Annotated in this window: 17 protein-coding genes; 3 read left to right on the top strand and 14 right to left on the bottom strand. The window is 68.1% G+C overall.

The window, feature by feature from the left end:
- Positions 1-6 precede the first annotated feature (6 nt).
- The 6 genes from mraZ to U1F38_RS00210 form a co-directional block, all read right to left on the bottom strand.
- A complete protein-coding gene (gene mraZ / locus U1F38_RS00235) occupies positions 7-435 on the bottom strand; it encodes a division/cell wall cluster transcriptional repressor MraZ (protein WP_409985045.1) in 429 nt (142 codons plus the stop codon).
- A gap of 363 nt (positions 436-798) precedes the next feature.
- Positions 799-2127, bottom strand: a complete 1329-nt coding sequence (hslU, locus tag U1F38_RS00230) for an ATP-dependent protease ATPase subunit HslU (protein ID WP_409985044.1) — start codon at positions 2125-2127, stop codon at positions 799-801.
- 86 nt (positions 2128-2213) lie between these two features.
- A complete protein-coding gene (gene hslV, locus U1F38_RS00225; protein WP_409985043.1) occupies positions 2214-2759 on the bottom strand; it encodes an ATP-dependent protease subunit HslV in 546 nt (181 codons plus the stop codon).
- Between the two features lie 280 nt (positions 2760-3039).
- Positions 3040-4749: an STAS domain-containing protein gene (locus tag U1F38_RS00220; protein ID WP_409985042.1), complete on the bottom strand. Its 1710-nt coding sequence runs from the start codon at positions 4747-4749 to the stop codon at positions 3040-3042.
- 34 nt (positions 4750-4783) lie between these two features.
- Positions 4784-5431: an RNA polymerase-binding protein DksA gene (gene dksA / locus U1F38_RS00215; RefSeq protein WP_409985041.1), complete on the bottom strand. Its 648-nt coding sequence runs from the start codon at positions 5429-5431 to the stop codon at positions 4784-4786.
- 247 nt (positions 5432-5678) lie between these two features.
- Positions 5679-6737 carry a CobW family GTP-binding protein gene (locus U1F38_RS00210; RefSeq protein ID WP_409985040.1) on the bottom strand — a complete coding sequence of 353 codons (1059 nt, stop codon included), beginning with the start codon at positions 6735-6737 and terminating at the stop codon, positions 5679-5681.
- A 178-nt stretch (positions 6738-6915) separates the two neighbouring features.
- Here U1F38_RS00210 and U1F38_RS00205 point away from each other — a divergent pair, with 178 nt between their 5' ends.
- The gene (locus U1F38_RS00205) at positions 6916-8358 is read left to right on the top strand and encodes an aldehyde dehydrogenase family protein (RefSeq protein ID WP_409985039.1); all 1443 of its coding nucleotides are present in this window, start codon (positions 6916-6918) and stop codon (positions 8356-8358) included.
- Positions 8359-8575: 217 nt separating this feature from the next.
- Here the strand turns inward: U1F38_RS00205 and U1F38_RS00200 are convergent, their stop codons facing one another.
- The 8 genes from U1F38_RS00200 to U1F38_RS00165 form a co-directional block, all read right to left on the bottom strand.
- Positions 8576-9454, bottom strand: a complete 879-nt coding sequence (locus U1F38_RS00200; RefSeq protein WP_409985038.1) for a restriction endonuclease — start codon at positions 9452-9454, stop codon at positions 8576-8578.
- Positions 9451-10440: a tyrosine recombinase XerC gene (locus U1F38_RS00195; protein WP_409985037.1), complete on the bottom strand. Its 990-nt coding sequence runs from the start codon at positions 10438-10440 to the stop codon at positions 9451-9453. The genes U1F38_RS00200 and U1F38_RS00195 overlap by 4 nt, the downstream gene beginning before the upstream one ends.
- A gap of 154 nt (positions 10441-10594) precedes the next feature.
- Complete coding sequence (locus tag U1F38_RS00190) at positions 10595-11278, bottom strand: DUF484 family protein (RefSeq protein WP_409985036.1); 684 nt, start codon at positions 11276-11278, stop codon at positions 10595-10597.
- 85 nt (positions 11279-11363) lie between these two features.
- Entirely contained in the window at positions 11364-12425 is a 1062-nt protein-coding gene (gene ruvB / locus U1F38_RS00185) for a Holliday junction branch migration DNA helicase RuvB (RefSeq protein WP_409985035.1), read from the bottom strand.
- A 22-nt stretch (positions 12426-12447) separates the two neighbouring features.
- The gene (locus U1F38_RS00180; protein WP_409985034.1) at positions 12448-13938 is read right to left on the bottom strand and encodes a trypsin-like serine peptidase; all 1491 of its coding nucleotides are present in this window, start codon (positions 13936-13938) and stop codon (positions 12448-12450) included.
- 83 nt (positions 13939-14021) lie between these two features.
- Entirely contained in the window at positions 14022-14381 is a 360-nt protein-coding gene (locus U1F38_RS00175) for an I78 family peptidase inhibitor (RefSeq protein WP_409985033.1), read from the bottom strand.
- Between the two features lie 167 nt (positions 14382-14548).
- Complete coding sequence (gene ruvA, locus U1F38_RS00170; RefSeq protein ID WP_409985032.1) at positions 14549-15124, bottom strand: Holliday junction branch migration protein RuvA; 576 nt, start codon at positions 15122-15124, stop codon at positions 14549-14551.
- Between the two features lie 7 nt (positions 15125-15131).
- Entirely contained in the window at positions 15132-15353 is a 222-nt protein-coding gene (locus tag U1F38_RS00165; RefSeq protein WP_409985031.1) for a hypothetical protein, read from the bottom strand.
- A 102-nt stretch (positions 15354-15455) separates the two neighbouring features.
- Between U1F38_RS00165 and U1F38_RS00160 the strand changes: the two genes are divergently transcribed.
- Positions 15456-16400 (top strand): PhoH family protein, encoded by a 945-nt coding sequence (locus U1F38_RS00160; protein ID WP_409985030.1) that lies wholly within the window; start codon positions 15456-15458, stop codon positions 16398-16400.
- A gap of 487 nt (positions 16401-16887) precedes the next feature.
- On the top strand, positions 16888-22152 hold a 5265-nt coding region (locus U1F38_RS00155; RefSeq protein WP_409985771.1), incomplete at its 3' end, for a hypothetical protein.

Here is a 22152-nt window from a genome sequence, read left to right as displayed (position 1 = left end):
CGGCCTTCAAAACGCAAAATCCTCGAACGCCGCCGGCATGGGCTCCTGCATCGCCTCGGCTTCCTTGGCCTCGTAGGCGGCCTTGTCCCACAGCTCGAAGTGATCGCCCATGCCCAGCAGCATGGTCTCGCGCACCAGGCCCGCGGCGGCGCGCAGCTCGGGCGACACCAGCACGCGGCCGGTGCCGTCCAGCTCCACGTCCATCGCGTTGCCCAGGAAGATGCGCTTCCACCACTGGGCCGACATGGGCAACTGGGCGATGCGGTCGCGAAATTTTTCCCACTCGGGGCGCGGGAACACCATCAGGCAGCCGTGCGGGTGCTTGGTGATCGTCAGCTGTCCCTGGGTCGTCGCGAGCAGGACGTCACGATGCCGGGTCGGCACGGACAGCCGCCCCTTGGCATCCAGACTCAGCGATGAAGCCCCTTGAAACACGCGATTTCCCTGCCGCAACGATCAAAACCCGGTGGTGACGGCACTTCTCACCACTTAATTGCACTTTTTTGCACTGTAGCAGGAAACCCGAGGCGGAAACAAGGGATGCACACATTTTTTCAATGAAATCAAGACCTTAGCTGGTTTTTTCACCAGAGATTCGAGACAAAATTTCTTTGAAATTAGGGACTTAGCTCAAACTATCAAAGTGATTTCCCCGGTGCAGGTCGCCGCCACCGGATTCACGCGCCCGCGCTTGCCGTGAATTTGTGCACAGCGGCCGTGGCGCGCGGCCGGGTCGAGCCAGCACCAAGACCCCGCGATCGGGCGGGGGCGACTCAAGACCCGTGGGTCAAGGGTGCGTCAGAGGATGTAGCGCGACAGGTCTTCGTCGCGGCTGACGTCGGCGAGGCGCGCATCGACGTAGGCGGCGTCGATGTGCACCTGCTGGCCCTCCAGGCGCGTGGCGTCGAAGCTGACCTCGTCGAGCAGGCGCTCCATCACGGTGGACAGGCGGCGCGCGCCGATGTTCTCGGTGCGCTCGTTCACGTCGCAGGCGATTTGCGCCAGGCGCGCGATGCCGTCGTCGCTGAACTGCAGCGTCACGCCCTCGGTGGCCAGCAGGGCCTGGACCTGGCGCACCAGGCTGGCGTCGGTTTGCGTGAGAATGGCCTTGAAGTCCTCGACCGAGAGCGAATCGAGCTCGACGCGGATCGGCAGGCGCCCCTGCAACTCGGGGATCAGGTCGCTGGGCTTGGCCAGGTGAAAGGCGCCCGAGACAATGAACAGGATGTGGTCGGTTTTGACCATGCCGTACTTGGTGTTGACGGTGGTGCCTTCGACCAGCGGCAGCAGGTCGCGCTGCACGCCCTGGCGCGACACGTCGGCACTGCTGCCGCTTTCGGTGCGCGAGGCGACCTTGTCGATCTCATCGATGAAGACGATGCCGTTCTGCTCCAGGTTGTGCAGCGCCTGCAGGCGGATTTCGTCCTCGTTGACCAGCTTGCCGGCCTCCTCGTCCACCAGCAGCCGCATGGCCTCGCCGATCTTGACGCGGCGCATCTTGCGCCGGCCGGCGTTCAGGTTGCCCAGCATGCCCTTGAGCTGCTCGGCCATTTCCTCCATGCCGGGCGGGCCCATGATTTCCATGGTGGGCGCGGGCTGTTGCAGCTCCAGCTCGATTTCCTTGTCGTCCAGCTGGTGCTCGCGCAGCTTCTTGCGGAAGGCCTGGCGCGCAGCGCCGCCCTCGCTGAGGGCGTTGCTGCCGTCGGCGTTGCGCGCGGGGGGCAGCAGCACGTCGAGGATGCGGTCTTCGGCCAGGTCCTCGGCGCGCGTGCGGTGCTGGCGCATGGCCTGCTCTCTCGCTTGCTTCACGGCCATCTCGGCCAGGTCGCGGATGATGGAGTCCACGTCCTTGCCGACATAACCCACTTCGGTGAACTTGGTGGCCTCGACCTTGATGAAGGGCGCATTGGCCAGCCGCGCCAGGCGCCGCGCGATCTCGGTCTTGCCCACGCCGGTGGGGCCGATCATCAGGATGTTCTTGGGCGTGATCTCGGTGCGCAGCTTTTCATCGACCTGCTGGCGGCGCCAGCGGTTGCGCAGCGCAATGGCGACGGCGCGCTTGGCCGCCTGCTGGCCGACGATGTGGCGGTCGAGTTCGGAGACGATCTCCTGGGGGGTCATGGACATGGCGGGGCTCAACCGGAAAATTTGAATCAAACAGGGCTCTGGCGCAGACAGGGTGCGCGCAAGCAACTATCAAATACGAAGCAAAATCACAAAACCTCGATGGTGTGCGACATGTTGGTGTAGATGCACAGCTCGCCGGCAATCTCCAGCGACTTCTTGACGATCTGCTCGGCCGACAGCTCGGTGTGGTCGAGCAGCGCCTTGGCGGCGGCCTGGGCATAGGCGCCGCCCGAGCCGATGGCCACCAGGCCGTGTTCGGGCTCCAGTACATCGCCGTTGCCGGTGATGATGAGCGAGGTCTCGCGGTCGGCCACCGCCAGCATGGCCTCCAGGCGGCGCAGCACGCGGTCGGTGCGCCAGTCCTTGGTCAGCTCGATGGCCGCGCGCGTGAGGTGGCCCTGGTGCTTGTCCAGCTTGGCCTCGAAGCGCTCGAACAGCGTGAAGGCATCGGCCGTGGCGCCGGCAAAACCGGCCAGCACCTGGCCATGGTGCAGCTTGCGCACCTTGCGCGCCGAGCCCTTGACGACGATGTTGCCCAGCGTGACCTGGCCGTCGCCGCCAATGGCCACTTGCCAGCCCGCGGGGGTCTGGCGGCGAACGCTGATGATGGTGGTGCCGTGAAAGGATTCCATCGCGCACAGATGGGGGCCCGCCCTCGCATTGCAAGGCCCGCGGACGGATTCCGCATGGCCCTCACCCACGACGCATCAACCCCATGCGCCAACATGGCCGCGACGAGACCACGCGAAATCCGAGGACGCAAGCAGGATGCCCTTCATCGACGGCCCCTGAAACCAAAGGGCCGGAAAGCCGCGGAGCAGGCCAGGCCAGCGAACGCCGTGGCCGGACCTGTGCCGGCCACTGGCGTTGTCCCCCTCCGGGGGAAGGCGCCGAAGGCGACGCAGGGGGAGATCAATCCACCCGACGCAGCACCCGCGCCGCGTCGGAGATGCCGATGACGCCGAAAAACGCCGCCACCAATCGGTTGGCATGCCGGAACACCACCTGGCGGCCCTGCCCCTGCTGCTGCATGGCCCAGTTGAGCAGGTCGCCGGCGGCGCCGAAATCCACCCGCCGCAGTTGCCGGCAATTGAACTCGATCACCCGCGTGCGGCTGGTCACCGCCAGGGCCTGCAGGGGCGCCGTGGCGTCGCCCAGCAGTTCGCCTTCCAGCTCCAGCTTCGCCCAATCGGGGGTGCCGGCGGCACCGCCCTGCAACGGCATCGCGCCCGAGGCCAGCAACTCGCTGTGCAGGCCATCGGCCGGCGCGTCGGCATCGGGCGGCGGCAGGGTATGGCCGTCGTCGGCCATGGGCGCCCATTCGCAGCGCGGGTCCTCCCATGGCGGGGGCGACATCTCGTAGGTCACGCAGTAGTTGAGCGCCACCAGCTCGAACTCGTCGGGCTCGTTGATCACGCGCAGCGCGGCCAGATGGGCGGCCCACCAGCGCGGATCGATGTCGCGCTGCTCGGACGGCGTCTGGGCCGCGAGCACATGCAGCAACTGGTCGCCGCCCAGAAAGCGCAGCCGCACCGGCGTGCCGGCCCACCGCTGCAACACGTCCAGCAGGGCGGGCAAGGCGGTCGGGTCGATGGTGCGCACGCGCCGCCAGTCCAGCCGCCAGGGCTGCGCCTGGCGCGCCAGCGAAGCGTTGAGCGCCGCGATGGACTGCGGGCCGATGACGGATGGGGCCGTCCAGTGCGCCGCCACGGCGTCGGCCCGCACGGGCGCGGGCGCCGTGGACGGTGCCGTCATGGGCATGGGGCGGGACCCCACGCCGGCCGCGCCGTCCCACTGCGGTGCGGAGCGGCCGAAGCGGCCGGCAAAGGCAATGGCCGCGCCGTCGAACTTGTCGGGTTCGCCCGCCGCGCGATACAGGTCGAACAGGGTCAGCCAGGTTTCGGCGTCCTCGCTCAGGCCGCTGCCGTCGGCCAGCAGCTCGAGCAGGTTGGCCTCGGCGCCTGCCGCATCGCCGTTGGCAAAGCGGATGGCCACCTCTTCGACTTCGGGGCTGACTTGCACCGGCTCCGGGTCGGGCGCCGGCGCCGGCGCCGCGGCCGATCGGGCCGCCAGCACGTCCGGCTCCGTATCGGCCGTGGGGTGGGGCGCATCGGCGTGCGCCAGGGCCGCCAGGTGGGGCTCGACCACGGTGGGGTCGAAATGCCGCGCCACCGGATCACCGGGCAGATCGGCCAGATCCACCGGGCGGGTCTTGTCATAGGCCCCGGCGGGGGTCGCGGGCGCGTTCGGGCTGTCGGGGTCGAGCCAGCCGCGCGCCATCTGCTCCTCGATCTGGTCAATTTTCTCGAGGGTGCGCTCGGGCTCATGCGGATGCGCGGACTCGACGTTGGAGATGTACGAGGTGGGCGCCGAGCCGCCCGCCGCGCCACCGGCCAGTTGGCGGCGGCGCGCCTTGCGCAGCATGTCGAATTCGCGGTTGCGCACGAAGTCGTTGCGCCGCTTGCGCTCGATCATCTCCTTGAGCGCGGCGCTGGATTCGGTGGTGTCGGCGCGGCCGCCGACCTTGTTCAGGTCGGCCCAGTCGGTGGTCGGGCTGGTGACGAACTTGACCACCTTGGACAAAAACCGTCTGCCCGGCTTGGGGTCTTGCTCCTCGTTCATCCTTTGACGGCCTCCCCGAACGGCATGCGCCGAATCAATCGCCAAACATCTTCTGCTTGAGCTCGCGGCGCTGCTGCGCCTCCAGCGACAAGGTGGCGGTGGGCCGCGCCAGCAGGCGGGGCACGCCGATGGGCTCACCGGTTTCGTCGCAATAGCCGTAATCGCCCGAGTCGATGCGGGCAATGGACTGCTCGATCTTTTTCAGCAGCTTGCGCTCGCGGTCGCGCGTGCGCAGCTCCAGCGCGTGCTCTTCCTCGATGGTGGCGCGGTCGGCCGGGTCGGGCACCACCACGGTGTCCTTGCGCAGCTGCTCGGTGGTCTGGTCGGCGTTTTGCAGGATGTCGTCCTTGAGCTGCACCAGCTTGATGCGGAAGAACGCCAGCTGCTTGTCGTTCATGTACTCGGCGTCGGGCATGGCGATGACTTCGGCATCGGACAGCTCGTCGGCGGTCTTGGTTTTCCAGTTGTTGGCCAGCCGCGGATCCTTCTTGATCACGATCGGCATGGGGGCGGCAGCGGCAATGGGCATGGGTAGGGTCTTGGTCTGGGCGGCCGGCGGGGCGACCGCCTTGGGCGGAGTCGATTTCCGCGCCGGGGCCGTCGGTTCGCGCGCAGGCGCGGCCTTCTTGACGACCGCCGTCGCGGTGCGTGCACCCGGTTTGGGCGCTGCCTTGTCAGGCATGGCCTTGGCAGTTGCTTTGGCCGGTGTCTTGGCAGCCGCAGGTTTCACTTCTTCCGTCTCCTCTAGAACAAGGCGCGGCTCGCCGCGGCCCTCAACCGCAAACACGGCGGATGAATGGGGTCATCTTCATCCGCAAAGCCCTGTTATAGACCTTCTCGGGCTCTTGGGCCGCCGGCTTGCCGGCAATCCGGCGGGCGGCATCAAAGGCGGCGATTGTATCGGCCTTGCCGCGCCGCCTGAAATGGGATCAGGCCAGGCACTGCTCCAGCCCCTGCACGAGGATGTCGCGCGGCAGGTCGATGCCGATGAACACCATCTTGCTGACCCGTTTTTCATCGGCACCCCAGGCCGGCCCCAGGTCGCTGCCCATGAGCTGGTGCACGCCCTGGAAGATCACCTTGCGCTCGGTACCCTTCATCGACAAAACCCCCTTGTAGCGCAGCATGCGCGGGCCGTAGATGTTGACCATGGCGCCCAGAAAGTCCTCCAGCCGCGCCGGGTCGAACGCGCGCTCGGAGCGGAACACGAAGCTCTTGACGTCGTCATCATCGTGGTGATGGTGTGCGTGGCCATGCTCGTGATCATGGTCGTGCTGGTGCGACGGGTGGTCGCAATGCTCGCCGTCATGATGGTGGTGTTCGTGCTCGTCCTCCTTCAAAAACTCGGGGTCGATGTCGAGCTTGGCGTTGAGGTTGAAGCCGCGCAGGTCCAGCACCTCGCCCAGCGCCACCTGGCCGAAATGCACCACGCGCTGCGGCGCGCGCGGGTTCATGTGCTTCAGGCGGTGCTGCAGCGCGCCCAATTCATCGGCACTCACCAGATCGGCCTTGCTGATGAAAATCTGGTCGGCAAAACCCACCTGGCGCTGCGCCTCCAGCCGGTCATTCAGTTGCTGCGCGGCGTGCCTGGCGTCGACCAGGGTGATGATGGAGTCGAGCAGGAAACTCTCGGCGATCTCGTCGTCCATGAAGAAGGTCTGCGCCACCGGGCCCGGGTCGGCCAGGCCGGTGGTTTCGATGATCACTCGCTCGAAGTCCAGCAGGCCCTTGCGCTTCTTGGCCGCCAGCAGTTGCAAGGTGTTGCGCAAATCCTCGCGGATGGTGCAGCACACGCAGCCGTTGCTCATCTGGATGATCTGCTCGCCGTCGTCGTGCACCAGGATTTCGTTGTCGATGTTCTCCTCGCCAAACTCGTTCTCGATCACGGCGATTTTCTGGCCGTGCGCCTCGGTCAGCACGCGCTGCAGGAGCGTGGTCTTGCCGGCACCCAGAAAGCCGGTGAGGATGGTGGCGGGGATGAGGGACATGTGCAAATCCAAGGCAAGGGCCCAAAAAAGGGGACAACAGATCAGTTTAGCGGAGCCGCCTTGACCTTGCCCACGGTGGCGTTGGCGACAACCCGGTGGCGCCGGACGTGGCAGACTGTCAAGTTGACGCCAAAACGCGGCGCCCCAGGCGGCCGCCCCCACCTCAGGAGATCCTCCCATGAAAGAGCACTTGCAGTTCTACATCGACGGCCAATGGACCGACCCCGTCACGCCACGCACGCTGGACGTCATCAACCCATCGACGGAAGAGGTGGCCTCGCGCATCAGCCTGGGCTCCGCCGCCGACGTGGACAAGGCGGTGCAGGCCGCGCGGCGCGCGTTCGAGTCCTTTTCGCGCACCTCGCGCGACGAGCGCGTGGCCCTGCTCGAGAAAGTGCTGGCCATCTACAAGCGTCGTGCCGACGAGGTGGCGCAAGCCATTTCGCTGGAAATGGGCGCGCCGCTTTGGCTGTCCAAGGCCGCGCAGGCGGCCATGGGCACGGCGCACCTGAAGACCACCCTGGCGGTGCTCAAGAACTTCGAGTTCGAGACGGTGCAGGGCACGTCCGCCACGCTGTACGAGCCGGTGGGCGTGGTCGGCATGATCACGCCCTGGAACTGGCCGATCAACCAGATCATGTGCAAGGTGGCCCCGGCGCTGGCCGCCGGCTGCACGGTGATCCTCAAGCCATCCGAGATCGCCCCGCTCAGCGGCATCCTGGTGGCCGAGATCATGGACGAGGCGGGCGTGCCGCCCGGCGTGTTCAACCTGGTCAACGGTGACGGCCCGGGCGTGGGCGAGGCCATGTCGGTGCATCCCGGCATCGACATGATGACCTTCACCGGATCGACGCGCGCCGGCATCGCCGTTGCCAAGGCCGCGGCCGACACCGTCAAGCGTGTCGCGCAGGAGCTGGGCGGCAAGTCGGCCAACATCGTGCTGGATGACGCCGATATCGAAAAGGCCGTCAAGCAGGGCGTGCAGGCCTGCTTCACCAACTCGGGCCAGAGCTGCAACGCGCCCACGCGCATGTTCGTGCCGCGCGCCAAGCAAGACCAGGCCATGGCCGTGGCCAGGACGGTGGCCGAAAAAACCCAGGTGGCCGACGCCATGGCCGAAGGCATGGCCATGGGCCCGGTGGTCAGCCAGGCGCAGTTCAGCAAGATCCAGGGCCTGATCCAGAAGGGCATCGACGAAGGCGCCACCCTGGTGGCCGGCGGCACCGGCCGGCCCGAGGGTCTGAGCAAGGGCTACTTCGTCAAGCCCACCGTGTTTGCCGACGTGAACAACGACATGACCATCGCGCGCGAGGAAATCTTCGGCCCGGTGCTGGTGATGATCCCCTACGACACCGAAGAAGACGCCATCCGCATGGCCAACGACTCGCCCTACGGCCTGTCGGGCTACGTGCAGTCCGGCAGCCTGGAGCACGCGCGCCAGGTGGCCGCGCGCCTGCGCACCGGCATGGTGCACCTGAACGGCGCCGGCCCCGACGTGGGCGCGCCCTTTGGTGGCTACAAGCAGTCGGGCAACGGCCGCGAATGGGGCGAGCACGGCTTTCGCGAGTTTCTGGAAGTGAAGGCGGTGATGGGTTACGAGCCCAAGCCGGCCAAGGCGTAATGCAGGCGGACGTCCGGACAAAGCGGCGCCCTCCCGGATTTTCAAGGGCGCTGGTGCACCACGAGCGCCGAAGGGTATTGAGGGCCCTCAAAAGGCTCTCAGGTGCGCCGCAAAGTCGATTGGGACGCCAAAAATACGACCTGGTCGTGGTCGGCACATTGGCGTCGACGGGCGGCGGCCGGGCGCCGCGCCGGTCGCGCCGCATCTGAAGCCCCGCTCAACCCAGATCGAAGTAGTCGCTATCGAGATGCTTGATGGCGAGCATCCTCGCGGTCGTCACGCCGACGTCGTGCTCGACCATGCGACGGGCCAGTTGGGCGCCATCCATCAGAACCACTTTCTGATTCTGCAAGCGCGCTGCGAACTCGCGGGCTTCCCGGGTAAAGCTGGCGCTGGTGATGAACACGCCCTTGCTTGCCCCCGCGCCGGTCAGGGCACCAAGGAACTGCTGCACATCGGGCCGACCCACGTTGTGCCCGTCCTGATAGCGCTTGGCCTGAATGAAGATCGTGGACAGGCCCAGCTTGTCCTCGTGGACCAAGCCATCGATCCCGCCGTCGCCCACATAGCGTGTCACATGACCGGCCGACTGGTCAAACCCGTACCCCATGGCCAACAGCACATCCACCACCAGGCGCTCGAACTGCTGCGGCGACACTTCTCGCACCCGTTCAAGCACGTCGTTGCAAAGACGCTGGGTCAACTGCTCGACGGTTGTGTCAAGAACGTCTTCGGGTGCCTGCTCGGCTTCATTGGCGTCGAAGTCCGGCGACGCGAGCACAGGCTCCGCCTGCTGCGTGCTGCTCCGCGGCATGACGGCGACGACGCGCAAGAGCTCCTGTCCGCGCGGGGTGATCTGCACCATGCCGCGATCTGGCGCCACCAACGCGTCCTCATCCTTGAGATGCTGGCGCGCCCACCGTACCCGGTTCTCGAACTTGAGCGCCCCGGTTGCATGGCGCACGGCCAAGTCTTCCGGCGTCAGTTGGAACCGCTGTGCCAAGAGAGGCACCAGATCTCTCAGCCGATGAGCCTGGTCGTCTTGAAGCGTCTCCAGCAACGCCTGCTTGATGGCGCCAACCTTCGGAATGCTCACTCCTTTTCCTCCTTGCGATGCGCCCTTGGATGCGCCCCGTCGTAGGCCTTGGCCAAGTGCTGAAAGTCCAGCCGCGTATAGACCTGCGTGGTGGCGATGCTGGCGTGGCCCAGCAGCTCCTGCACGGCGCGCAAGTCTCCGCTGGACTGCAGCACGTGGCTGGCGAACGAGTGGCGCAGCATGTGCGGGTGCACCGGCGTGGCGAGGCCGGCCTGCAGGCTGCGCCGGCGCAGGCGCTGCCAGATGGACTGGGCGGTGAGCCGCGTGCCGTGGCGGCCGATGAACAGGGCGCCGGCGGCTTCGTCGGCGGTGGCGACGCTGCCGCGCACGGCCAGCCAATGCGTGAGCGCAGCCACGGCAGCCTGGCCCAGCGGCACGGTGCGGCGCTTGCCGCCCTTGCCCTGCACCTGCACCTCGGCCCCTGACAGATCGATCCAGCCGCGGCCGGCGCGCAAGGCGCCGTCGCTGGCCGCCACGTCCAGGCCCGTCAGCTCGCCCACGCGCAGGCCGCTGCCGTACAGCAGCTCGACGATGGCGGCGTCGCGCGCATCCAGCCAGGGGTCGGCCGCCTCGTCGGCAGTGCCCGCGTAGCTGGCCAGTTGCACCGCCTCGTCCACCCCCAGCGCCTTGGGCAGGGGGCGCGGCTGTCTGGGTGCGCGCACGTCCTGCACCGGGTTGGCCGCGATGAGACCTTCGCGCCCCAGCCAGGCATAAAAACCGCGCCACCCCGAAAGGATGAGCGCAATGCCGCGCCCGCTGCGCCCGCCCGAGTGCATTTGCGCCACCCAGCGGCGCACGTGGGCGGGCTGGACTGCGGACAGATCGACGGGGACTGCCGCAGCGAATCCAGCGAGCTTTTCCAGATCAAGCTGGTAGAGCGTGACGGTGCGCGCGGCCAGGCGCTTTTCGACCCGCACGTGCTCCAGATAGCGCTCGATCAGGAGCCCATGGGCGTCGCCGGCGGGCGTTGGCGCGGGTTCGGCCATGCTATTCAATCAATAGCTTGTTGCGCTGAATTGGTGGGCGCGACGCGCTGATTTCATTCATTGAGACCACTGATTTTTGCACCACCGCCGGCTCTCATCCCAACTCTCTCCCAGAGGCAGAAGGTGAAAGTCCGACGTCGCCTGCCTGCGAACATCACGCGCTGCGCAGGCGCGAGAGGGCCGCGCTGGCCAGCTCGCCGATGCGCTCCAGGAAGTCGGTGGCCATGCCGGCCTGGTAGCGCGCGCTGTCGGGCGAGGCCAGCACCAGCAGGCCGAACGCGGGCGCGCCGGCGCTGGCGCGCAGGGGCAACAGCACCAGCGAGGCCGCGGCCTGCGGGTCTTCCAGCCACTGCACGGCCTCGAAGCCGGCGTTGACGCCGCAGTACGGCGCCGTGAGCGAGGTGGCCAGGCTCTTGACGTCGTCGCTGGCACCATAGGCGAACGGCTCGGCCACATAGACCTCGGCCACGTCCCACAGGCGCAGGGCGGCCTGCGGCACGTTGAACTGGGCACAGATCTCGCTGACCAGCACCACCGGCAAGTCCACCGCGCGGTGGACCAGAAACAGCTGGCGCGTCCAGCGCAGCAGCTTGTCGGCGATCAGCATGTTTTCGGTGCCGTGGCGCATCATCTCCATCAGGCGCTGCTCCAGCACCTTGATCTTCTCGCGCAGCATCTCGGCCTGGCGCTCCTGCAGGCTGACGGCGCGCCCGCCGTGCGGGCTGGTGAGTTGCACGGCCGTGAGCAATTCGGCATGGCGCTCGAAGAAGTCGGGCGCCTGAATCAAGAATTCGGCAATGTCGGCTTCGGTGATAGGGGGCGTGGCAGCGGGGCTCATGAAAGGTTCTCGTCGATGCGGGCACGGTGATTATCGACTGGCTGAGACGGCGGAGCGCCAGGAACAGCCGGTCGCCAGCGCCCATTCAAAACAGGCCGCCCGCGCCCTGCGGCGGCGCCACGCCCAAATGCCGGTACGCCGCCTGCGTGGCCACCCGTCCGCGTGGGGTGCGCTGCAGATAGCCCTGCTGGATCAGGTAGGGCTCGATCACGTCCTCGATGGTGCCGGCCTCCTCGCCGATGCTGGCGGCGATGTTGTCCAGACCCACGGGGCCGCCGTCGAAACGGTGGATCACCGCCTCCAGCAGCTTGCGGTCCATCAGATCGAAGCCTTCCGGGTCCACGTCCAGCATGGCCAGCGCGTCGTGCGCCAGTGCGCGCGTGATGCGGCCATCACCCTTCACATCCGCGTAGTCGCGCACGCGGCGCAGCAGGCGGTTGGCGATGCGCGGGGTACCGCGGCTGCGGCGGGCGATCTCGAACGCACCTTCGGCATCCGCCTCCACCTTCAGCAGCCCGGCCGAGCGCGTGACAATGCGCGCCAGCTCGTCGGGCGTGTAGAACTCCAGCCGCGCGACGATGCCAAAGCGGTCGCGCAGCGGGTTGGTCAGCATGCCGGCGCGCGTGGTGGCCCCCACCAGGGTGAAGGGCTGCACGTCGAGCTTGATCGAGCGCGCCGCCGGGCCCTCGCCGATCAGGATGTCGATCTGGTAGTCCTCCAGCGCGGGATAGAGGATTTCTTCGACCACCGGACTCAGTCGGTGGATTTCGTCGATGAACAGGACGTCGTTCTTCTCCAGGCTGGTCAGCAGCGCCGCCAGGTCCTTGGGCTTTTCCAGCACCGGTCCGCTGGTCTGGCGCAGCTGCACGCCCAGCTCGTGCGCGATGATGTGCGACAGCGTGGTCTTGCCCAGGCCGGGCGGGCCAAACAGCAGCACGTGATCCAGCGCCTCGCCGCGCTTGCGCGCCGCGCCGATGAAGATCTCGAGCTGCTCGCGCGCCTTGGCCTGGCCGACGTAGTCGTGCAGCAGTTTGGGGCGCAGCGCACGCTCTTGCGCCTCTTCGCGCGGCGAGGCGACGGCGCCCGAAACCACGCGCGGTGCCGGGTGGCCGGCCGGCGGGGCGAAGTCGTCAACCGTGATGCTCATGCCGCGATTGTGCCGGTGCCCATCACTGCGTCAGCCAATTGCCCAGGCCGCGATAGAAAGCGCGGTCGAAACGCCCGAAGAAATCCGCGCCCCGGGGGTTTTGGCAGCTGGCGCTGCCGCCGTGCAGCGCGCCCACCACATAGCGCGTGCTGCCGCCCAGCTGCGTCCAGATGGCCGAGCCGCTGCTGCCGCCTTCGGTCGTGCCTTGCGTCCAGCCGACTTGCCACATCGCGCCGGAATCAACCGTGGCGCCGGCACAGGTGCTGCTGTCGCAGTTGGCGTAGCCGGCGATGTCGCCCACGCTGTATTTCTGCAAGTCGCCCGATGGGTTGGACACGCCCACGATGGCGGTGCCGGGCACGACCGAACTGCCGAAGTACGAGCCGGCATACACCACGTTGGCGGGGGGCTGGGCGTTGAGTTGCAGCAGGGTGCTGTCCACGCCCGAATCGGTGAACAGCAGGCGCGCGCCGCCGGTGACTTGCACGGCCGCCGGGTCCAGCGCGGGCGAGGCGTTGCAGGACGCGGCGCGGAAGAACCAGTAGCTGATCACGCTGGCCGCGCCGTCGGCGTTGGAGATGCAGTGCGCCGCCGTCAGGAAATTGGGCGTGCGGCTGCCCCGGGTGTCATTGAGCAGGGTGCCGGTGCACAGATAGCTGCTGCCCGCCTCGGTGAACACGATGCGCGCCACCGAGCGGCTTTCGGCATCGAGCTGAGGCGAGCACATCACATCCAGCGTGCAGGCACCGGCGCGGCCGATGTTGGGGTCTTGCGCGAGCGCCGCCGCCTGCTCCACGGTCTGGGTGAAGTGCGAGAGTTGGGGCACGGCCAATTGCACGTCGGCGGGGCTGGCGCCGGGTGGCAATTGCAGCTCCAGCGTGCTGAGCGCACCGGGCGTGTCCGGGCCCCACACCGTACGGGCCGCTTCGGGGCTTTGGCCGCCCTGCACATTGGCGCGCTGCCAGGCCGCCAGTTGCTCGGCAGACCAGGCCACGGCGGGCGAGCCGGCCGCGCCGTAAAAGCGCAGCACGGCACCCGGCGGCAGTTGCAGCACCTGCAGGCCCAGGCGAATGGCCTGCGCGCCGGCCGACGAGAAGGCCAGCGCAGCCACTTGCGTGCCGTCGGCCAGTTGGCGCCAGCGCAGCCGGGCGGCCAGGTCAGGCGCCTGGGCGGTGGCGTCCACCGCGCGCGCCAGCCCGATCTGCAGGGGCGCGCCCTTGGCGGCCACCACGGCTTGCTTGGGCGCTTGCAGCGGGCCCAGCACGATCTGCGGCACCACGGCACCGGCCGGCAGGCGGCTGGCGGGCGAGGGCTCGGCCAGCGTGGCAGCGGCCTGCTTGAGCCCGGCCGTGTCCAGCGGCTCGATGCGATCGGTCACGGCCGGGGCCGGCGCAGGGGCTGGCGCCGGCGTGGGCGCTGGTGCCGGGGCCGGTGCGGGCGAGTCCGATCCGCCGCAGGCTGACAGGATCAAGCCGGCCGCGCAGGCCATCCAAAGGGCGTGAAGGTGTTTCATGACAAAAAGCTCCTGGGCGGCATTGTGCCCAACGGGCCTTGCCCGTGCGAACACCGCCGGTCGCTGGCCGACGGCCGCCACGCTCAGCCGCAATTGACGCTGACGATGCGGCCGGTGGCGGCATCCACCACCACGTTCAGGCGCCCGACCCGGTACTCCTTGGTGATCATGCTGTCGGGGCGCAGCATGCGCACCGTGTCGGCGCCGGCCGCGGCCAGTGCCTGCGCCAGCGTGCCGGCGCCATAGGGCTGACCCACCAGCGACTGCACGGCCTGCGCATTGCACTGGTTGCGCGGGGGCTGGCCGCTGTCCAGTTGCGTTGCACTCGCCGGTGGCGGTGCGGCAGCGACGGGGGCCTGCGCCGGCGCGCCGGTGCTGTTGCAGGCGGAAAGCACCAGCAGGGGCCCCAGCGCCAAGGGCCAGGCAGGGGTGTTCATTCGCATGGGTTGGTTCTCCTGTTGTCGCGGGGCGATTCGCCGGTCTCGGGGCGGCCAGTCATGGTAAGCCACGCTCCCATCGTTCGCATCGCCTGAAGGCGCCCCGGAGCGGTGGAACAAGCGATGCGCGGTCTCCACCGCCCGCTGCCCTCATGCCGGCAGCGATCCGGCTGCTAGCGCGTCAACACCTTCAGGGCGAGCTTGATGCCCTCGCTGACACCCACATCCTTGGGCAAAGCCTTCACCGCGGCAAGGGCCTCGCGGTCGGTGTAGCCCAATGAAACAAGTGCCTGCAAAATGTCGCCGTTGTCATCGGGCGCCAGCGCGGCCGGATGAGTCCCGAGCTCGGGCCCCAGCTTGCCCTTCAATTCAAGCAGCAGGCGCTCGGCGGTCTTCTTGCCGATGCCGGGCACCTTGACCAGCCGAGCCGCCTCCTGCGCGCCGACCGCCTGGGCCAGGTCGGCCACGCTCAGGCCCGACAGCACGGCCAGTGCGGTGCGCGGGCCGACGCCGCTGATCTTGACCAGCTGGCGAAACGCGTCGCGCTCGGCCAGGGTGCCAAAGCCATAGAGGATTTGCGCGTCCTCGCGCACCACGAAGTGCGTCAGCAGCGTCACCCGCTCGCCCAGCGCCGGCAGGTTGTAGAAGGTGCTCATGGGCACATCCACCTCATAGCCGACGCCCTGGCAGTCGATCAGGATTTGCGGCGGGGATTTTTCGGCCAAGAGGCCCGACAGGCGTCCGATCACGGGAAGGTCATCCGGGTTGAAGGTTGGAATCAAATGACGGCGTGGCGCCGATGAATGAACCGCGGGCAGCTATCACAACCATAGTATCAAAGGGGCGCGCCAGAACAACCAAACCACCGAACGCAGAGGGCGCGGAGGAATCGCAAAGGACGCAGAAGAATCTTTTGAAAAGCCAATGGAAGGCCAGGCGCTTTGGGTGCGGCGGGCTGTCGTCATTGAAGTCATCCAAGGAGCGATCTTTGCGATCTTTGCGATTTCTCTGCGTCCGCCGCGTTCGGCGGTTGCAATCGGGCTCAACCACCGTCATGCCGCCTTGCGAGACAATGCGCCGGTGATTCTGCGCCATACCTTCACCCCGCCCAACAACACCCGCCTGGCCCATCTGTGCGGCCCCCTGGACGAGCACCTGCGCACCATCGAGGCCGGACTGCAAGTGAGCATTGCCCGCCGCCACGAGCAGTTCAGGATCGAGGGCAGCAAGAAGCACGCCGAGCGCGCGCTGACCGTGCTGCAAGCCCTGTACGAGATCGCCGCGCGGCCCATCCACGCCGAGACGGTGCAACTGATGCTGGCGGGCGACGAACGCGCGGACGTCGAGGCCTTTGATGGCAGCCGCATGCTGACCACGCGCCGCGCCGACCTGAAGGCGCGCACGCCCAACCAGAGCGCGTACCTGGACAACATCGCCAGCCACGACATCACCTTCGGCATCGGCCCGGCCGGCACCGGCAAGACCTTTCTGGCCGTGGCCTGCGCCGTGGACGCGCTGGAGCGCCAGAGCGTGCAGCGCATTTTGCTGACGCGCCCGGCGGTGGAGGCCGGCGAGCGCCTGGGCTTTCTGCCGGGCGACCTGACGCAGAAGGTCGATCCGTATCTGCGCCCGCTGTACGACGCGCTGTACGACCTGATGGGCTTCGATCGCGTGGCCAAGGCCTTCGAGCGCGCGCAGCTCGAGATCGCGCCGCTGGCCTTCATGCGCGGGCGCACGCTCAACCACGCCTTCGTCATCCTGGACGAGGCGCAGAACACCACGCCCGAGCAGATGAAGATGTTTCTCACCCGCATCGGCTTTGGCAGCAAGTGCGTGGTGACCGGCGACGTGAGCCAGATCGACCTGCCCAAGGACACGACCAGCGGCCTGATCGACGCCGAGCGCGTGCTGAGGCGCGTCAAGGGCCTGGCCTTCACCCGCTTCACCAGCCGCGACGTGGTGCGCCACCCGCTGGTGGCGCGCATCGTGGATGCCTACGATGCGCAGCGCAAGGCGAGCGGTTGAACAATCGGAACAGCCGAAACAGCCGGACGCAGAGGACGCGAAAAATTCGCAAAGGACGCAAAAAACTTCAATTGGATGACTTCCAAAACGATAGTGCCTCACGTCCATTGCACCTTGGTTTTGGTCGAATTTTTCAAAATTTTTGATTCTTTTGCGTCCTCTGCGTCATCTTTGCGTCCTCTGCGTCCGGCTGTTTTTTGCTCTTGCCCGCATGACCCTGCGGCCGTGATGCCGCCCCCGCATCTCTAGAATCTTCGGGCCCCTTTCCAATGGACCCGACATGACGCACGGCCTGATCCGCATTCGCGGCGCGCGACAGCACAACCTGAAGAACCTGGATTTGGACATCCGCACCGGCGAGCTGACGGTGGTGACGGGCGTGAGCGGCTCGGGCAAGTCCAGCCTGGTGTTCGACACGCTGTACGCCGAGGGCCAGCGCCGCTACGTCGAGACCTTCAGCGCCTATGCGCGCCAGTTTCTCGACCGCATGGACAAGCCGGCGGTAGACCGAATCGAGGGCGTGCCGCCGGCGATCGCCATCGACCAGACCAACCCGGTGCGCAGCTCGCGCTCCACCGTGGGCACGATGACGGAGCTGAACGACCACCTGAAGCTGCTGTTTGCGCGCGCCGGGGCCTTGTTCGACCGCCAGACCGCGCTGCCGGTGCGGCATGACACGCCCGAGAGCATCTACGCTGAATTGCTGGCGCGCGGCGCCGCCACCCAGGATCCGCGCCTGGTATTGACTTTTGCTGTCGAACTGCCGGCCAGCGCCACGGCGGCCGATGTCGAGCAATGGCTGTCGGCGGCGGGCTTCACGCGCGTGCAGGCGGAGCGCATCGAGGGTGAGCGCAAGGTTCTGGATGTGGTGGCGGATCGCTTTCGCATCGGCAGCGTCGAAAAGGCGCGCGCCATCGAAGCGATCGAGCTGGCCCTGGCGCGCGGCGCCGGGCGCTTGAGCGTGTATGTCTTGCGGGATGAAGGGGCGGAGCCCGGGCTTTGGCGCTTCTCCACCGGCCTGCACTGCCCCGAAAGCGACATCCGCTATGGCGAGCCGCTGCCCTCGATGTTCAGCTTCAACTCGGCCGTGGGCGCATGCGAGACCTGCCGCGGCTTTGGCCGCGTGATCGGTGTGGACTGGGGTCTGGTCATTCCCGACGAAAAGCTCACCTTGCGCGCCGGCGCCGTCAAGCCGATCCAGACACCGGCGTGGAAGGAATGCCAGGACGATTTGATGCGCCACGCAGAAAGCGCCGGCATCCCGCGCGACACGGCCTGGAACAAGCTGACACCCGAGCAGCGGCACTGGGTGATCGAGGGCACGCCCAGCTTCAAGGAAGGGCAGTGGAACAAGCAGTGGTACGGCATCCGGCGCTTTTTCAAGTACCTGGAAAGCAAGGCCTACAAGATGCACATCCGCGTGCTCTTGTCCAAATACCGCAGCTACACGCCCTGCCCCGACTGCGGTGGCGCGCGCTTGAAAACCGAATCGCTGCTGTGGCGCGTGGGCAGCAAGGAAGATGCCGATGCGGAGCTGGAGCCGTCGTCACGCCGGGCCGCCCCAAGTGACGACAGCCCCCTCGGGGGGCAGCCAGAGCGCGGCAGCGCCGAGCGTGGGGGCCAAATTTTCCAGCGCTTCATGCCCCAGGGCGTGGCGTGGACGCGCGCGCAGCTGGAGGCGCTGCCGGGCCTGAGCCTGCACGACTTGATGCTGTTGCCGATCGAGCGGCTGCGGCGCTTCTTCAACCGTCTCGATCAGACCCCCTCCCCCTCTGGGGGAGCCGCCCCTCCTGCTCCCTCCCCCTCTGGGGGAGGGTTGGGGTGGGGGCCCGCAGCGCCCGCAGCCGACGCCGCCAGCCCCTCACCCCAGCCCTCTCCCCAAAGGGGCGAGGGAGCAACAGCCGAACCAGATGCAGCGTCCCTGCTCCCTGTCCCACTCCCTCTCCCGCTTGCGGGAGAGGGCCGGGGTGAGGGCGCACGCCCAAAGTCCAGCAGCGCGGATGCGATGGCCCGCAAGCTCATCCTGGACGAAATCGGCACCCGCCTCAAATACCTCTGCGACGTCGGCATCGGCTACCTCACGCTCGACCGCCAAAGCCGCACCCTCAGCGGCGGCGAGGTGCAGCGCATCAACCTCACCACCGCGCTGGGCACCTCGCTCGTCAACACCCTGTTCGTGCTGGACGAGCCCAGCATCGGCCTGCACCCGCGCGACATGGACCGCATCACGCAGGCCATGCAGCGCCTGAAGACGGCGGGCAACACGCTGGTGGTGGTCGAGCACGACCCGGCCGTCATGCTGGCGGCCGACCGGGTGCTCGACTTCGGCCCCGGCCCGGGCGCGGCCGGCGGGCGCATCGTGTTCGACGGCACGCCCGCTGCCCTGCGCGGCGCCGACACGCTGACCGGCCAGTACCTGGGCGGACACAAGTCGATCGGCCTGGGCTTCAGCCGCCTCGTGCAAGACAACACCCCGCGCCTGATCCTGGAAGGCGTGCGCGAGCACAACCTCAAGGGCATCGACGTCGCCTTTCCCTTGCAGCGCCTGGTCACCGTCACCGGCGTGTCGGGCTCGGGCAAGTCCACCCTGATGCAGGACGTGCTGGCCCCCGCGCTGATGCGCCACTTCGGCCAGGCCACCGAAGCGCCCGGCCGCTACGACCGCCTGCTGGGCGCCGAGCAACTGGCCGGGGTGGTGTTCGTCGACCAGTCGCCCATCGGCAAGACCGCGCGCTCCAACCCCGCGAGCTACGTCGGCGCCTGGGACGCCATCCGCAAGCTGCTGGCCGACGCCCCGCTGGCACGCCAGCGCGGCTACACCGCCGCCAAGTTCAGCTTCAACTCCGGCGACGGGCGCTGCCCCACCTGCGGCGGCTCGGGCTTCGAGCACGTGGAGATGCAGTTCCTCAGCGACGTCTACCTGCGCTGCCCCGACTGCAACGGCCAGCGCTACCGCCCCGAAATCCTCGAAATCCGCATCGACCGGCCCGCCCAGAAATTGGGGTCAGATCAGCATTTTCAAGAGGCCGCCGACCGCCTGGCGACGGCCATGGAGCAGCGGAAATCATCATCTGACCCCATTTTTCGGGGGCGCCCGCTCAACGCGGCCGACATCCTGGAGCTGACCGTGGCCGAGGCGGTGCGGGTGTTTGCGCGCGACCGCGAGGTGGTGCGCGCGCTGCAGCCCATCGTCGACGTGGGACTGGACTATGTGCGACTGGGCCAGCCCGTGCCCACCTTGAGCGGCGGCGAGGCGCAGCGGCTGAAGCTGGCCGGGCACCTGGCCGAGGCGGCGAAGAACGAAGCTGCCAGTCGCCAGCCCGTGGCGCGCAAGGGCCGGCTGTTCTTGTTCGACGAGCCCACCACCGGCCTGCATTTCGACGACATCGCCAAGCTGATGCGCGCGCTGCGGCGGCTGCTGGACGCGGGCCACTCGCTGATCCTGATCGAGCACAACCTGGACGTCATGCGGGCCAGCGACTGGCTGATCGACCTGGGGCCCGAGGGCGGCGATGCGGGCGGGCGCATCGTGGCACAGGGCACGCCGGCAGATGTGGCGCGGCACCCCACGTCGCACACGGGGGCGGCGCTGCGGGACTATGAGGCGGCGCTGGGCGCTGGCGTGTTGAAGGCGGCTGAAGCCCTCCCCTCTTGGGGGAGGGCAGGGGTGGGGGCCAGCGGTGTGTCCACATTAAACGCCGCCGGCCCTCACCCCTACCCTCTCCCAGAGGGAGAGGGAGTCAAACCCGAAGAGGGAGAAATCCAAATCCTGCGCGCCCGCGAGCACAACCTGAAGAACCTCAGCGTGCAGGTGCCGCGCGGCCGCTTCAGCGTGGTCACGGGGGTGTCGGGCTCGGGCAAGTCCACGCTGGCCTTCGACATCCTGTTCAACGAAGGGCAGCGCCGCTACCTGGAATCGCTCAACGCCTACGCGCGCTCCATCGTGCAGCCCGCGGGCCGGCCCGACGTGGACGCGGTCTATGGCATTCCGCCCACGGTGGCGATTGAGCAGCGCCTGTCGCGCGGCGGGCGCAAGAGCACGGTGGGCACGACCACCGAGGTCTGGCACTTTCTGCGCCTGCTCTACGTCAAGCTGGGCGTGCAGCACTGCGTGCACGACGGTGCTGCCGTGCAGCCGCAAACACCCGAGCGCATCGCCGCGCAAATCCTCACGCGCTTTCGCGGCCAGACCATCGGCCTGCTGGCGCCGCTGGTCATCGCGCGCAAGGGCGTGTACACCGAGCTGGCCGACTGGGCGCGCCCGCGCGGCTTCACGCACCTGCGGGTCGATGGCGAGTTTTTGCCCACCACCGGCTTTCCGCGCATCGACCGCTTCAAGGAGCACACCATCGAGCTGCCGGTGATGAGCCTGCCCGTCACCCCCGGCAACGAGGCGCAGCTGCGCGAATCCCTGGCGCGCGCGCTGGAGCACGGCAAGGGCGTGGTGCACGTGCTGCACGACATTGCGGGCCTGCGCAACGCGATGGAAACGGGCGCATCCACGGCGCGCATCGGCCGCGTCGAGGTGTTCTCGACCAAGCGCGCCTGCCCGGTGTGCGCCACCAGCTACGCCGAGCTGGATCCGCGCCTGTTTTCCTACAACAGCAAGCACGGCTGGTGCCCCGACTGCGTGGGCACCGGCGTCAAGCTGACGCGCGAGCAGCGCAAGGCGCTGGACGACTCGGTGCTGGCCGCCGACGAGAAGGGCCGCGAGCAGAGCTTTGCCGAGCCCGAGCTGGAGGACCTGGCCGACCAGCCCTGCCCCACCTGCCAGGGCACGCGGCTCAATCCGGTGGCGCGCGCGGTGCTGTTGGACATTGCTCCTCCCCCGTCTGGGGCTGAAGGCCGCGGCTCCCCTTCCGCCTGCGCGGAAGGGGACGGCCTGAAGGGCGGCGGCGTCTCGCCGCCTGCACCGAGGCAAGGAGGGGGGCCAGCGGTGGTGGATGGGGTTGTGAATGTGGACACGCCGCCGGCCCCCACCCCAACCCTCCCCCAGGGGGGGAGGGAGCACCCTCACCCCCACCCTCTCCCCGTGGGGGAGAGGGAGCAAAACCAAGCGACGCTCTTGCCCCCTCTCCCGCTTGCGGGAGAGGGTGGGGGTGAGGGTCTCCCGCTCGCGGGAGAGGGTCGGGCTGAGGGCAGCGGCATCTCCATCACCCAACTCGCCCGCCTGTCCGTCGAAGACCTGCACCGCTGGTTCAACCACCTGCAGCTCGACGGCCGCGCCGCCGACATCGCGCGCGACCTGCTGCCCGAGATCCAGGGCCGCCTGCAATTCCTGGAGCAGGTCGGCCTGGGCTACCTCACGCTCGACCGCGGCGCGCCCACCCTCAGCGGCGGCGAGGCCCAGCGCATCCGCCTGGCGGCGCAGCTGGGCAGCAACCTGCAGGGCGTGTGCTATGTGCTGGACGAGCCCACCATCGGCCTGCACCCGCGCGACAACCGCATCCTGCTGGGCGCGCTCAAGCAGCTCAGCGATCAGGGCAACACCCTGGTGGTGGTCGAGCACGACGAGGACACCATCCGTGCAGCCCAGCACCTGATCGACATCGGCCCCGGCGCCGGCCTGCGCGGCGGGCGGCTGGTGGCCGAAGGCAGCGTGGCCGACTTGCAGGCCGCCCCCGACTCGGCCACCGGGCGCTATCTGGGCCACGCCATGCGCCACCCCATGCAGGCGCGGCGGGTGGTATCACTCCCTCCCCCTCTGGGGGAGGGCAGGGGTGGGGGCGGGGCCGCTCAAAATGCCGCCGCC

The organism is Ottowia sp., assembly GCF_046348305.1.
GTDB lineage: Bacteria > Pseudomonadota > Gammaproteobacteria > Burkholderiales > Burkholderiaceae_C > Ottowia.
Note: the sequence above shows the minus strand (reverse complement) of the source record. Positions and strands in the feature narration are given on the sequence as shown.

Excerpts from the sequence above, each read along its gene's own strand:
- hslU (WP_409985044.1), bottom strand. The coding sequence starts at position 2,127 with ATGTCCATGACCCCCCAGGAGATCGTCTCCGAACTCGACCGCCACATC.
- hslV (WP_409985043.1), bottom strand. The coding sequence starts at position 2,759 with ATGGAATCCTTTCACGGCACCACCATCATCAGCGTTCGCCGCCAGACC.
- U1F38_RS00220 (WP_409985042.1), bottom strand. The coding sequence starts at position 4,749 with ATGAACGAGGAGCAAGACCCCAAGCCGGGCAGACGGTTTTTGTCCAAG.
- dksA (WP_409985041.1), bottom strand. The coding sequence starts at position 5,431 with ATGCCTGACAAGGCAGCGCCCAAACCGGGTGCACGCACCGCGACGGCG.
- U1F38_RS00210 (WP_409985040.1), bottom strand. The coding sequence starts at position 6,737 with ATGTCCCTCATCCCCGCCACCATCCTCACCGGCTTTCTGGGTGCCGGC.
- U1F38_RS00205 (WP_409985039.1), top strand. The coding sequence starts at position 6,916 with ATGAAAGAGCACTTGCAGTTCTACATCGACGGCCAATGGACCGACCCC.
- U1F38_RS00195 (WP_409985037.1), bottom strand. The coding sequence starts at position 10,440 with ATGGCCGAACCCGCGCCAACGCCCGCCGGCGACGCCCATGGGCTCCTG.
- U1F38_RS00190 (WP_409985036.1), bottom strand. The coding sequence starts at position 11,278 with ATGAGCCCCGCTGCCACGCCCCCTATCACCGAAGCCGACATTGCCGAA.
- ruvB (WP_409985035.1), bottom strand. The coding sequence starts at position 12,425 with ATGAGCATCACGGTTGACGACTTCGCCCCGCCGGCCGGCCACCCGGCA.
- U1F38_RS00180 (WP_409985034.1), bottom strand. The coding sequence starts at position 13,938 with ATGAAACACCTTCACGCCCTTTGGATGGCCTGCGCGGCCGGCTTGATC.
- U1F38_RS00175 (WP_409985033.1), bottom strand. The coding sequence starts at position 14,381 with ATGCGAATGAACACCCCTGCCTGGCCCTTGGCGCTGGGGCCCCTGCTG.